Source organism: Streptomyces sp. NPDC047072, assembly GCF_040643855.1.
Taxonomy (GTDB): domain Bacteria; phylum Actinomycetota; class Actinomycetes; order Streptomycetales; family Streptomycetaceae; genus Streptomyces.
Genome location: NZ_JBEYVC010000054.1, coordinates 26,259 through 38,448 on the forward strand (window position 1 = coordinate 26,259; position 12,190 = coordinate 38,448).

9 protein-coding genes and 5 tRNA genes are annotated in these 12,190 nt (G+C 69.8%); 7 read left to right on the forward strand and 7 right to left on the reverse strand.

Annotated elements, in window-relative coordinates:
* Window positions 1-46 precede the first annotated feature (46 nt).
* Both ABZ896_RS23195 and ABZ896_RS23200 read right to left on the reverse strand, forming a co-directional pair.
* On the reverse strand, window positions 47-343 hold the full coding sequence (locus tag ABZ896_RS23195; protein WP_360932139.1) for a hypothetical protein: 297 nt from the start codon (window positions 341-343) through the stop codon (window positions 47-49).
* Between the two features lie 96 nt (window positions 344-439).
* Window positions 440-538: transfer RNA gene (locus ABZ896_RS23200), tRNA-Asp, on the reverse strand.
* Between the two features lie 30 nt (window positions 539-568).
* Here ABZ896_RS23200 and ABZ896_RS23205 point away from each other — a divergent pair.
* Window positions 569-805, forward strand: a complete 237-nt coding sequence (locus ABZ896_RS23205) for a type II toxin-antitoxin system CcdA family antitoxin (protein ID WP_360932142.1) — start codon at window positions 569-571, stop codon at window positions 803-805.
* A 74-nt stretch (window positions 806-879) separates the two neighbouring features.
* Complete coding sequence (locus ABZ896_RS23210; protein WP_360932145.1) at window positions 880-1,137, forward strand: hypothetical protein; 258 nt, start codon at window positions 880-882, stop codon at window positions 1,135-1,137.
* Window positions 1,138-1,204: 67 nt separating this feature from the next.
* Here the strand turns inward: ABZ896_RS23210 and ABZ896_RS23215 are convergent.
* From ABZ896_RS23215 to ABZ896_RS23230, 4 genes are all read right to left on the reverse strand, one after another.
* A tRNA-Phe gene (locus tag ABZ896_RS23215) sits at window positions 1,205-1,278 on the reverse strand.
* Between the two features lie 24 nt (window positions 1,279-1,302).
* Window positions 1,303-1,377: transfer RNA gene (locus ABZ896_RS23220), tRNA-Asp, on the reverse strand.
* A gap of 38 nt (window positions 1,378-1,415) precedes the next feature.
* Window positions 1,416-1,488, reverse strand: a tRNA-Glu gene (locus ABZ896_RS23225).
* A gap of 80 nt (window positions 1,489-1,568) precedes the next feature.
* On the reverse strand, window positions 1,569-3,131 hold the full coding sequence (locus tag ABZ896_RS23230) for a metallophosphoesterase (protein WP_360932148.1): 1,563 nt from the start codon (window positions 3,129-3,131) through the stop codon (window positions 1,569-1,571).
* 85 nt (window positions 3,132-3,216) lie between these two features.
* Here ABZ896_RS23230 and ABZ896_RS23235 point away from each other — a divergent pair, with 85 nt between their 5' ends.
* The 5 genes from ABZ896_RS23235 to ABZ896_RS23255 all read left to right on the forward strand — a co-directional run bounded on the left by ABZ896_RS23235 (window position 3,217) and on the right by ABZ896_RS23255 (window position 11,547).
* The gene (locus ABZ896_RS23235; protein WP_360932151.1) at window positions 3,217-3,567 is read left to right on the forward strand and encodes a metallopeptidase family protein; all 351 of its coding nucleotides are present in this window, start codon (window positions 3,217-3,219) and stop codon (window positions 3,565-3,567) included.
* Between the two features lie 776 nt (window positions 3,568-4,343).
* The gene (locus tag ABZ896_RS23240; RefSeq protein WP_360932154.1) at window positions 4,344-6,446 is read left to right on the forward strand and encodes a DEAD/DEAH box helicase; all 2,103 of its coding nucleotides are present in this window, start codon (window positions 4,344-4,346) and stop codon (window positions 6,444-6,446) included.
* A 217-nt stretch (window positions 6,447-6,663) separates the two neighbouring features.
* Complete coding sequence (locus ABZ896_RS23245) at window positions 6,664-9,756, forward strand: VCBS repeat-containing protein (RefSeq protein WP_360932157.1); 3,093 nt, start codon at window positions 6,664-6,666, stop codon at window positions 9,754-9,756.
* A 63-nt stretch (window positions 9,757-9,819) separates the two neighbouring features.
* A complete protein-coding gene (locus ABZ896_RS23250) occupies window positions 9,820-11,376 on the forward strand; it encodes an amino acid permease (RefSeq protein WP_360932160.1) in 1,557 nt (518 codons plus the stop codon).
* A gap of 98 nt (window positions 11,377-11,474) precedes the next feature.
* Window positions 11,475-11,547, forward strand: a tRNA-Lys gene (locus tag ABZ896_RS23255).
* A 117-nt stretch (window positions 11,548-11,664) separates the two neighbouring features.
* Here ABZ896_RS23255 and ABZ896_RS23260 read toward each other — a convergent pair.
* Window positions 11,665-12,006 carry a DUF6415 family natural product biosynthesis protein gene (locus ABZ896_RS23260; RefSeq protein ID WP_360932163.1) on the reverse strand — a complete coding sequence of 114 codons (342 nt, stop codon included), beginning with the start codon at window positions 12,004-12,006 and terminating at the stop codon, window positions 11,665-11,667.
* Between the last annotated feature and the right edge of the window lie 184 nt (window positions 12,007-12,190).

A 12,190-nucleotide genomic window follows, 5' to 3' on the forward strand; every position in this document is an offset into this window, starting at 1 on the left:
CGGGAAATTGCTGGCGAACGATTTGTCTCCGGCGGCTGAGCGGCCGTTACGGGGTGCGCTGGGCCGGAGGTGAGGCCGGCGTCTCCGTGGGTTCCGGGGCGCGCGTGTCACGCAGAGCCATGGCCCTGGCGGTGTTGGAGACCGCCTTGATGCCCAGGTAGGCGGTGGTCATGCTGCTGACCGCGGTGAAGGCGGCGGTGAGGACACTGACGATCACCGCCTTGTCGCCGTCGAGCCGCCAGACCCCGAAGATCGCCACACCGGTGATCGCGAGATTGCTGAGGACCACCGCGAACAGGCCGTATCGCGCCCGCGCCAGTTCCAGACCGTCGTCCTGACCCATCGCACCCCCTGAGACCCCTGAGATACAACAAGACCCCGATCCGGAGACTCGTACCAACTGAGCTACCCAGCCGAGAGGTTCCAGAAGGAACCTCAGTGGTCCTGACGGGACTTGCTGCACCCGATTGAGGCTGCGCCGCGGGCGCGGCCTCCACCTTGACAGGGTAGCGAGCACTCCGAACTGCCCCACAGGACCAGGCTGCACTCTGTGAGTATGCTGATCCGTATGACAACACGTAAGCGCGTGACTGTGAGTCTGCCCATAGACGTCTTCGAGGCGGCGAACCACGAAGCTGAGGGGAACCTCTCGGCCTACGCGGCGAAGGCCCTTATGGCACAGGCTGTGCGGGACTCCGCCGCCCGGTTGTCCAAGTGGCAGGAGTCCCGCCTCGACACGTTCGAGGAGTTCGACCGGCTGCAGCTCGATGCTCTGGACGAACTGAACGGCGGGACCGCGACGTGAGCGACAGTCTTCCGCCGCTGCGGCGGGGCCAGGCGTGGGAGCTCCCGGGTCGGCGCACCGGGCATACGCTCCTCGTGGTCGAGGCGGATCCTGCCCTTTCGGTGTTCCCGCGCACCGCCGTGACAGTTCTGATCGATACCACCGGTACCGCTCCCGACACACTGTTGTCGGCCCGGATCACCGCCCCCGTGGCTGGTGATGTGATCGGGACCCAGATCATGACCCTCACCGTCTCGGCGATCACGGCGGGCAAGTACCTCGGGATCGTCCCCGATGAGGAGATGAGCGCAGTCTCCCGGACGCTCCGCATCGCCCTGGATCTCACCGATTAGGGCCTGTCCGGACCGGAGACGCGAGAACGCCCCGGGTGACGTGCTGCCCGGGGCGTTCTCTTGGCGGTGGCTGGGGCCGGGGTCGAACCGGCGACCTACCGCTTTTCAGGCGGTCGCTCGTACCAACTGAGCTACCCAGCCGAGGAACTTCTCGCAAAGTTCCAGCGGTCCTGACGGGATTTGAACCCGCGGCCTCCACCTTGACAGGGTGGCGAGCACTCCAAACTGCTCCACAGGACCAAGCGTTGTGTGCGAACAGTGTCGCACACGGTGTTGCGTGCCCCCAACGGGATTCGAACCCGTGCTACCGCCTTGAAAGGGCGGCGTCCTAGGCCGCTAGACGATGAGGGCTATCGGCCCGCCTGCGCGCTTCGCAGCGCGTCGGGGACGTGAGAAGCATATGGGATGCCGGGAGGTATCGCCAAAACGGTTTACGGGGAGCCGGTGGGGGACGGCGAGGGTGCGGGTGTCGCCCCCGGCTGGTTGTCCTCGGGCAGGTGGCGGCTGACCTCCGCCGTCGTCAGGCCGAGGCCGCCGAGCTTGATCTCGTCCCAGGCCTGGAGCCGCCGGGTGTCGCGGTCCAGATAGAGGATGGACGCCTCGATCGGGTCGGGGTACTTGCCCTCCACGGCACGCAGTCCGCTGCCGCCGGTGGAGCCCTCCACCCTCAGCCGCGTCCCCTTCTTCATGACCTCCATCTCCTGGTGGTGGAGGTGGCCGGACAGGATCATCGGCACCGTGCCGTCGACCTCGCGGGCCGCCGAGGGTTCGTGGGCGATCGCGATGTCCACCGGGGTGCCGGCCGTCGTCTGGGCGCGCAGGGCCGCGGCCAGCCGGGCGCCGGCCGCCTCCTGGGACTCGTCCGCCCCCGGGTTCGTCGAGCGGTCGGGGGTGAACTGGGGGTCGCCCATGCCGGCGAAGCGCAGCCCGGCGATGGTCTCGGCGTCGCCGTTGTCGAGGACGTGGACGCCCTTGAGGCCCTCCATGTAGCGCTGGGTGGTGAGGGAGTCGTGGTTGCCGCGCACCCAGACGTACGGCGCCCCGAGGTCCGGGATCGGGTCGAGGAAGCCGTTCTCCGCCGCCGTACCGTGATCCATCGTGTCGCCGGAGTCGACGATCACGTTGACCTTGTACTGGTCCACCAGCGAGGCGATGATCTTCCAGCTCGCCGGGTTGAGGTGGATGTCGGAGACGTGCAGGACCCGGATCGTGGTGGGGTCGGGCTGGTAGGCCGGGAGCGTGGACGTGACGTCGTAGAGCTTGGTCACATTGGTGACCAGGCGGGCCAGCTCCTTCTGGTAGACGTCGAACTCGGTGACGATGCTGCGCGCGTTGCCGACCAGGGACGGGGCCGAGGAGAGCAGGCCGGAGAACTTCGGCTCCAGGACCGATTCGGGGTTCCAGGTGGCGTACGCCGTGCCGCCCGAGGCGGCCAGGAGCGTGAGGGCGAGGCCGCCGGCGGCGAGGGCGCGGCGGGGGCGGCGGTAGACCGCGAGGCCGAGGGCGGTGGCTCCGGCGACGACGGCGACGCACGAGCGCAGGGCGAGATCGAGGGTGCCGTGCTCGACGTCGGTGGCGACCTCGTCCTGGAGGCCGGAGAGCCGCTCGGGGTGGTCGACGAGGGCCTGGGCGCGCTCCGGGTCGAGCTGGTCGACGTTGACGTCGAGGCGGACCGGGGCGTGGTGGCTGTCGAGGCTCAGCGCGCCGAGCGGCGAGACGTTGATCTTCGTGCCGCCGCTCAGGGAGGGGCGCAGGGTCATCGTCGTGTTCATCGGGCCGACGGGGACCCGGACGTTGCCGACGACGAGCAGCCCGAGCCAGGCGCCGAGCAGCACGACGGCGACCAGGCCGAGGGCGCGGCCCCAGGGGTGCGGGGTGTGCACGAGTTCGACCGAGGGGTGCGAGCGGCGGCGGCCGTAGTGGCGGGCGAGGGCGTTCGGGGGCTTGCGTGCGGCGGTCAGGAGCTTTCGGGCTGCGGCGGGGACGCGGACCATTGGTCGCGTATGCCCAAGTCCGCGCCCGGATATGCGGGCGCGCCCCTGACTCTCGTACGGGCGTTCTGTGCCGGAGAATGGGTCTGTGCTGGAGATGACGCGCGAGGAGTTCGAGGAACTGGTCGCCGAGGCGCTGGACCGGATTCCGCCGGAGTTGACGCGGCTGATGGACAACGTCGCGGTGTTCGTCGAGGACGAACCGCCGGCGGACGACCCCGAGCTGCTCGGGCTCTACGAGGGGACTCCGCTGACGGACCGGGGTGAGTGGTACGCGGGGGTGCTGCCGGACCGGATCACGATCTACCGGGGGCCGACGCTCAGGATGTGCGATTCCCGGGACGACGTGGTGGCGGAGACCGAGGTGACGGTGGTGCACGAGATCGCCCACCACTTCGGGATCGACGACGCGCGGCTGCACGCACTCGGGTACGGCTGAGCGGTTCGCGTGTCCTCTTGTGGGGGGCGGGAGTTGAGCAGGTTGACTCTTTGACGACCGCCCTCGGAGGTGGCTGCTCGTGCGCCCCATGTACGTACCCGTCCGTCTGGCCGCCACGGTCATGGTCGTCGCCGCGGCCGCGGGCTGCATGAGTGTGGGTGGGGACGACGGCGGCGGCCACGCCAAGCCGTCGCACTCCGCGGGGGAGAAGGGCGGGGCGGCGCCGGACGGGGGTGTCGTGGGGTCCGGTGGGGGTTCCGGGTTCGGGGCGGCGGGGCGGGACGGCAAGCGGGGGAAGGGGGAGGCGTCGGGTTCGGCGTCGCCTTCGGCTTCCGCGTCCGCCTCCGCGCGGGCGACCGCGTCGGCTCGGCCGGGTCAAACGGTGAGGCCGGTGCCTTCGGTGACCAAGGGAGAGCCGACGCCCACACCGGTTGATCCGGAGCCGCCGGTGGTGAGTGAGCCGCCGGCGTCGCCCACGCCTCCGCCGCCGTCTGCTGAGCCTTCGCCCACTTCTCAGCCGGATCCCGGGGTGCCGGGCGCCTGAGGAGGGTGCCGCAGGTGACGTCCGTTACAGCGGCATCGGTCAGTTTGCCTACCGGGGGTGGGGGTGCGTATGGTGGTAGATCGTTTGATCCCATTGCCCGGCGCCACTGCAGAGCGCGCCGTGTGGCGCGTTCTCTCCCTTGCCGTGGCTGACCGCATAGAGGCGGTCGTATTGCGAAATCACGGAGTTGACGGGCGCGTGCCGACGAGACTCCGGAAGGTTTCGCATACGCATGTCCATTTCCAGTTCTGATCACGCCGTCATGCCCGAGAACGGCTCCGTGGACGAGGCGGTCGAGGAGACCGCCACGGTCACCTTCGCCGACCTCGGTCTCCCCGAAGGCGTTGTGCGCAAGCTCGCGCAGAACGGCGTGACCACCCCCTTCCCGATCCAGGCCGCGACCATCCCGGACGCCCTGGCCGGCAAGGACATCCTCGGCCGTGGCCGCACCGGCTCCGGCAAGACCCTCTCCTTCGGCCTGCCGACCCTGGCGCGTCTCGCCGGCGGCCGCACCGAGAAGCACAAGCCCCGCGCGGTCATCCTCACCCCGACCCGTGAGCTCGCGATGCAGGTCGCGGACGCCCTCCAGCCCTACGGCGACGTCGTCGGCCTGAAGATGAAGGTCGTCTGCGGCGGTACGTCGATGGGCAACCAGATCTACGCCCTGGAGCGCGGCGTCGACATCCTCGTCGCCACCCCGGGCCGGCTGCGCGACATCATCAACCGCGGCGCCTGCTCCCTGGAGAACGTCGAGGTCGCCGTCCTCGACGAGGCCGACCAGATGTCCGACCTGGGCTTCCTGCCCGAGGTCACCGAGCTGCTCGACCAGGTCCCGGCCGGCGGTCAGCGCATGCTCTTCTCCGCGACCATGGAGAACGAGATCTCCACGCTGGTCAAGCGCTACCTGGTCGACCCGATCTCGCACGAGGTCGACGCCGCCCAGGGTGCCGTGACGACCATGTCGCACCACATCCTGATCGTGAAGCCCAAGGACAAGGCGCCGGTCACCGCGGCCATCGCCTCCCGCAAGGGCCGCACCATCATCTTCGTCCGCACCCAGCTGGGCGCCGACCGCATCGCCGAGCAGCTGCGCGAGTCCGGTGTGAAGGCCGACGCGCTGCACGGCGGCATGACCCAGGGCGCCCGCACCCGGACGCTGGCCGACTTCAAGGACGGTTACGTCAACGCGCTCGTCGCCACCGACGTCGCCGCCCGCGGTATCCACGTCGACGGCATCGACCTGGTCCTGAACGTGGACCCGGCCGGCGACCACAAGGACTACCTGCACCGCTCCGGCCGTACCGCCCGCGCGGGCCGCTCCGGCACCGTCGTGTCGCTGTCGCTCCCGCACCAGCGCCGCCAGATCTTCCGGCTGATGGAGGACGCGGGCGTCGACGCCTCGCGGCACATCATCAACTCCGGTACGGCCTTCGAGCCCGAGGTCGCCGACATCACCGGCGCCCGTTCGATGACCGAGGTCCAGTCCGAGTCCGCGGCCAACGCGGCTCAGCAGGCCGAGCGTGAGGTCGCCCAGCTCGCCAAGGAGCTGGAGCGGGCGCAGCGGCGCGCGACCGAGCTGCGCGAGGAGGCCGACCGCCTGGTGGCGCGGGTCGCCCGTGAGCGCGGGGAGGACCCCGAGGCGGCTGTCGCCGCGGCCGCCGAGGCAGTCGTGGCCCAGGAGACCGCGGCCGAGGCCGTGGTCGCCGAGCAGCCCGCGTACGAGCAGCCGCGTCAGCGCCGTGACGAGCGGGGCAACTACGAGCGTCGCGACGACCGTGGTGGCCGTTCGTTCGAGCGTCGTGACGACCGCGAGGGCTTCCGTCGGGACGACCGTGGTGGCCGTTCCTTCGAGCGTCGGGACGACCGCGGTGGTCGCTCCTTCGACCGTCGTGACGACCGTGGCGGCCGTTCGTTCGAGCGCCGTGACGACCGTCGGGACGGCGACCGTGGCGGCTTCCGCCGCGACGACCGTCCGGCCGGCCGTTCCTTCGACCGTCGTGACGACCGCGGTGGCCGTTCGTTCGAGCGTCGTGACGACCGCGAGGGCTTCCGCCGGGACGACCGCCGCGACAACGACCGTGGCGGCTTCCGCCGGGACGACCGTCCGGCCGGGTCCGGCCGCTCCTTCGAGCGCCGTGACGACCGTGGCGGTCACCGCGGCAGCGACCGTCCGTTCAACCGGGACCGTCAGGGCGACCGCCCGGGCTTCCGCTCCGGCGGCCACGACCGCCCGAGCCACGACCGCCCCTACGGCCGCCGCGACGACCACCGCGGCACCGGCACCGGCTCCTTCGGCCGCCGCGACGACAAGCCGCGCTGGAAGCGCAACGGCTGAGTCCGTCCCTGAGCACTGAACGCCGTGGCCCTCACCGAATCCGGTGGGGGCCACGGCGCTTTGTCGTGCACACGGTCCGACGATTCGGAAAACACTCTCCGTCGGATGGTAAAGAGGCGGTAAGATCAGCAGACTTGTGGGACGGATGTGACGGCCGGGGGGCCAGGGCATCGCCGGGCGGTGCGCGGTCCGTCCCCTCTTACGGGGAGGGTCTTCGTTGGCTCGTCATGCCTTCGTACGTCTGCGGATCGCCGCCGCTTCGGCCGTACTGGCGGCCGGGCTGAGCCCGCTGCTACCGTCCACCGCCGCCGTGGCGGAGACGGCACAGGAGACGGTGGTGCCGGCGACGCTGCGGAGTTCCAACCTGACGGGTTCGCTCGTTGGGTACAACAGCGCGGACTACGGCACCGAGGGGGCCGGAGCCCAGGGCTTCTTCCACCGGATCGAGGGTCGTTCGGGGATCGTCTGGACGCGGTACGCGGACGGTGAGACCGTCGCCGCGCCTGCCTCCGCGGGGGCTTACCTTGTGTTCGGCACAGGTAGTGATGTCCTCGACTACCGCTACAACGACGGCCGGAGCGTGTTGTTCGACGCCGTCAGCGGCACGACCCGCACCGTCCGGATGACCGAGGGACGGACACTGTTCCGGTTCTACGGCAGCACGGCCGTCACCTATCGGGGTGTGCCCAACGAGGACGGTACGACCAGCGCTCGGGACTTCCGCCTGTCGACCGTGGGCGACGACGGAGCCATGGTCGACACGGAGATCGGTGGTGTGCCCGAGGGAATGACGCTGGGCACTTCGCGAGGTGCGGACGCGACCGGAGTCTTCTTCCTCGCCAGGCTGGACGGCACCTTGCGGATGGTGGAGGTCGACCGGGAGACCGCCCGGGTCCGCGGCTGGACCCAGCCCTTGCCCTCGGGTTACACCAGCGTCCGCTTCTCGCGGGATCACGTCGCGCTGTACGGCAAGGTGAGTGACGCCAAGGTCCTCGTGGTGCCGCGCTCCGACCTGTCGGCCACCCCGGCCGAGGTGACCCTCGGCGACGGCACAGGAGTGGGACCGGCCTCCAACGTGGCCCTCGTCGGTGACTGGCTGGTCCACCGGCCCAGCGATGGCACGGCTGTCAAGGCGGTGCCGATCAAGGGCGGTGCGTCTGTCACCCTGCTCACTTCCTCCAACCTGGGCGTCTCCGCCGCGCCCGACGACACGGCCCTGTATCTCGGGCGCACCGCCGCCGACGACTGGGGGTTCCAGCGCCTCGTCCCCGGCGCGGACGGCGGGCCGCCGGTCGTCACCCAGGCCAAGGCGCTGCCGAAGCCGCCGTACCGGATCCAGGGGCTGGCCCTGCATCAGGGGCGGCTGCTGGTGGCGGACGAGAGCAGGAGCGGATACCGGGACACCTACCTCCGGACGGTCGCCGCCACCGGAACGCCCACCTACGGGGCGCGTTCCAACTACGACGGCACCGAGATGATGCTCTACTCCTGCCCGGAGGCGGAGGGCGGCTGCGCGGTGTTCGGTACGGCCGACAACCGGGCGGTCTGGCTGACACCGGACGGCTCCCACGACCGGATCAGGGCCAGCGGGCCCGGGGCGTTCGACTTCACGGAGAACTACGTCCCGTCCGGTGGGCGGATCACCGACGTCTCCGGCCAGTACGTGATCCACACGACCGCGACCCAGCAGCTCGTCCTCAGGCTCGGCGACAGCTCCGGCCCCAAGGTCACCCGCGCCCCCGGCGCCGCCGCCCTCGACGGCGACATCCTCTGGACGGCCGGGGGGAATGCCGGTGAGGTCACGGCGTACAACCTGACGACGAAGAAGACCGTCGAGACGCTGACGACGGAGGCCGGCTGCTCCCCCACCGAACTCCAGGCGCTCGGTCGCTACCTGTACTGGACCTGCGGGGACAAGGCCGGGGTCTACGACCGTACGGCGAAGAAGTCCGTGTCCGTCCCGGCGGACGAGGCGAAGCTCGGGGATGGCTACGTCGTCACGCACGACAAGGCGGCCGGGCGTCTGACGCTGACCACGGTTGCCGACGGGACCGCGTCCAGCCGGGTCATCGGCGACCTGCCCGACACCGGGACCTCGCAGCGGGACGTGCGCTGGACCGTCGACGAGGCGGGGGCCAACGCGGCCTACGTGGACGACAAGGAGCAGGTGCATCTCGTACCGTCCGGGGTGATGCAGCAGCCGCTGCGCCTCCTGGGACCGGCCGTGAACTCGACGTGGCTCAACGCGCGCTACACGGACCCCACGTATTACGCCCTCACCTCCCTGCCGCTGTCGAAGCCCGCGAACTGGCGGATGACCGTGCGCAGCAGGACGACCGGGAAGGTCGTCGACACGGTGGACGGCAGCGAGTCCCGCGGTGACCTCAGGGCCGGGTGGGACGCGGTGACCGCGAGCGGGCTCGCGCCCAACGGCACGTACGACTGGACCCTGTCGGCCACGCCCGTGGACGGCGTCGGCGCGCCGGTGGCGGCGAGTGGCAGCTTCCGGCTGGTGGACGCGGCCCCGGTGCACAGGGACCACGTGGGCCCGGACGGCAATCCTGACGGCGTCGGCGACCTGCTCGTCCTCAACTCCTCGGGTCGGCTGAATTTCCGGACGGGCACCGGTAAGGGCACGTTCTCCGGGCAGTCCAGCGGAAGTGCCTGGCCCACCGGCATCAAGGCGGTGCCGTTCGGGGACCTGAGCGGCGACCGGTGCAACGACGTGTTGGTGCGGTACAGCAGCGGGGCTCTGCGGCTCTACAAGCTGGATTGCGGTGCGTATCTGGAACCGTCGACCCCCTACACCGTTCTGGGTATCAGCGGGTGGAACCAGTACGACGTGCTGACCGCGCCCGGTGACGTGACCAAGGACGGGCGTCCGGATCTGATCGCGCGCAACAGCTCGACCGGTGCGGTGTACCTGTACAAGGGGACGTCGGCGGGGAAGCTGTCGGCGCGGGTGAAGCTGTACGACAACTGGAAGACGTACAAGAAGGTCGTGGGCGTCGGGGATCTGAACGGTGACGGTGTCGGGGATCTGGTCGCGCAGGACAAGGCGAACAACCTGTACCGGTACTTCGGCAAGGGCAACGGGACGTTCGGGGCGCGGGTGAAGGTGTTCGGTGCGTGGGGTGGGTCGTACAACGTGATCGTCGGTGTCGGGGACATCACCGGGGACGGCCGGGCGGACCTCGTGTCGCGGGACAGTGCGGGTGTTCTCTGGCGCAACGGCGGTGACGGCAAGGGCTCGTTCGGCGGCCGGGTGAAGATCGCCACCGGGTGGCAGAGCTACAAGGGCCTTTTCTAGAGGGGCACTTCTCGGCCAAGTTGTGACGTGTGTCACGCCCCCAGGATGGGAATCGCTGGGGGCATGACAGATGACGCCATAGCGAGTGGGCAGTCGGGGGTCTCCAAGGAGCTCTCCGACGAGGAACGGCTTGCCCAGCTCGGCTACACGCAGGTCCTGGCCCGCCGCATGTCGGCGTTCTCCAACTACGCGGTCTCCTTCACCATCATCTCGGTGCTGTCGGGCTGCCTCACGCTGTACCTGTTCGGCATGAACACGGGCGGCCCGGCGGTGATCACCTGGGGCTGGGTCGCCGTAGGCCTGATGACGCTGTTCGTCGGCCTGTCGATGGCCGAGATCTGTTCGGCGTACCCGACCTCGGCGGGCCTGTACTTCTGGGCGCACCGGCTGGCTCCGCCCAGATCGGCCGCGGCGTGGGCCTGGTTCACGGGCTGGTTCAACGTGCTGGGCCAGGTCGCGGTGACGGCGGGCATCGACTTCGGCGCCGCGTCCTTCCTCGGGGCGTACCTGAACCTTCAGTTCGACTTCAAGGTGACGCCGGGCCGGACGATCCTGCTGTTCGCGGCGATTCTCGTCCTGCACGGTCTGCTGAACACCTTCGGCGTCCGCATCGTCGCCCTGCTCAACAGCGTGAGCGTGTGGTGGCACGTGGTGGGTGTGGCGGTGATCGTCGGCGCGCTGGCCTTCGTGCCGGACCACCACCAGTCGGCGTCCTTCGTGTTCACGGAATTCGTGAACAACACCGGCTGGGGCAGCGGGCTGTACGTCGTCCTGCTGGGCCTGCTGATGGCGCAGTACACCTTCACCGGCTACGACGCGTCCGCGCACATGACCGAGGAGACGCACGACGCGTCCACGGCGGGGCCGAAAGGCATCGTCCAGTCGATCTGGACGTCGTGGATCGCCGGCTTCGTCCTGCTCCTCGGCTTCACCTTCGCGATCCAGTCCTACGACGGGGCGCTCTCGTCGCCCACGGGGGCGCCGCCGGCGCAGATCCTGTTGGACGCGCTCGGCGCCACCGCCGGCAAGCTCCTGCTCCTCGTCGTGATCGGGGCGCAGCTGTTCTGCGGGATGGCGTCGGTGACGGCCAACAGCCGCATGATCTACGCCTTCTCCCGCGACGGCGCGCTGCCGTTCTCGCGGGTGTGGCACACGGTGAGCCCGCGCACCCGCACCCCCGTGGCGGCGGTGTGGCTGGCCGCGGGCGGGGCGCTGCTGCTGGGCCTGCCGTACCTGATCAACTACACGGCCTACGCGGCGGTGACGTCCGTCGCCGTGATCGGCCTCTACATCGCGTACGTCATCCCGACGCTGCTGCGGGTGCGCAAGGGGGAGGCGTTCCAGCGGGGGCCGTGGCATCTGGGCCGGTGGTCGGGTGTGGTGGGGGTGGTGTCGGTGGTGTGGGTCGCCATCATCACCGTCCTCTTCATGCTCCCGCAGGTCTCCCCGGTCACCTGGGAGACCTTCAACTACGCGCCGATCGCCGTCCTGGCGGTGCTGGGCTTCGCGGCGACCTGGTGGTTCGCCTCGGCCCGCCACTGGTTCCTCAACCCCGATCACGACCGTACTCGCGCCCGCGAGGCGTCCCGAGCGAACGCCCCCGAACCGGTCGATCCGTGACCTTTCCCCACCCTCCACCCGCCCGACGTGGCCGTCTCCCCGATACCCGATCGGAGACACGGCCACGTCCGGCTATGCTCGTGGGGGCAACATCGCCTGGGCCCTTAGCTCAATTGGCAGAGCAGTGGACTTTTAATCCATTGGTTGTGGGTTCGAGTCCCACAGGGCCTACAACGAAGCCCCAGTTCAGATCGCGTCTGGACTGGGGCTCGGTGCGTTTTCGGGGGTCTGGGGGGGGCGTTCGTCGGCTCCCTGCTGGCCCGAAGTGCCGGCACCCTGCAGGTCGCGCTATGGCGTGGCCCTGCCGAGAGTCTCCCAGTGGTCGCACAGGGCGTTGAGGGTGCGGGCGAGACGGCGGGCGTGGCTGGGGCCGCCGCCGAATCTCGGAGTTGGCTCGGTACGGAGGCGCTCGCGGGCCTCGCCGACGCAGGCCAGTGCGCAGTACCTGGGGATGCTCTGTTGAGGAAGTCTCTTGGCGATCTTCTCGACCTCGGGCAGGAGGAGTTCGAGGTGTCCGCGGAGTTGGAGGGTGAGTGTCTCCAGTTCGCCGGGTGTCGGCGGGAGCGCCACAGGTACGGCGTCCGGGTCGAGGAGTCGGTCCACGATCTCGCGCATTGTGGTGATGTCCACGGGCGTTTCGTCGAGGTCTGGTGTGGCCGCCTCAGGGGCGGGACGGTGCGGCACGTCGACTCCAGTCACTCGGCCATCCCCGGCGCCGATTGCGCGGCCGTCGGGATTCCTGACCTGACCAGGTTCTTGTGACGGACGGTGTCGGCTCGATCCCCCGCCGGTAATCTCACTGTGGGATGGCTTT

Coding starts and splice junctions, on each gene's coding strand:
- ABZ896_RS23195 (WP_360932139.1), bottom strand. CDS start 343: ATGGGTCAGGACGACGGTCTGGAACTGGCGCGGGCGCGATACGGCCTG.
- ABZ896_RS23205 (WP_360932142.1), top strand. CDS start 569: ATGACAACACGTAAGCGCGTGACTGTGAGTCTGCCCATAGACGTCTTC.
- ABZ896_RS23230 (WP_360932148.1), bottom strand. CDS start 3,131: ATGGTCCGCGTCCCCGCCGCAGCCCGAAAGCTCCTGACCGCCGCACGC.
- ABZ896_RS23240 (WP_360932154.1), top strand. CDS start 4,344: ATGTCCATTTCCAGTTCTGATCACGCCGTCATGCCCGAGAACGGCTCC.
- ABZ896_RS23250 (WP_360932160.1), top strand. CDS start 9,820: ATGACAGATGACGCCATAGCGAGTGGGCAGTCGGGGGTCTCCAAGGAG.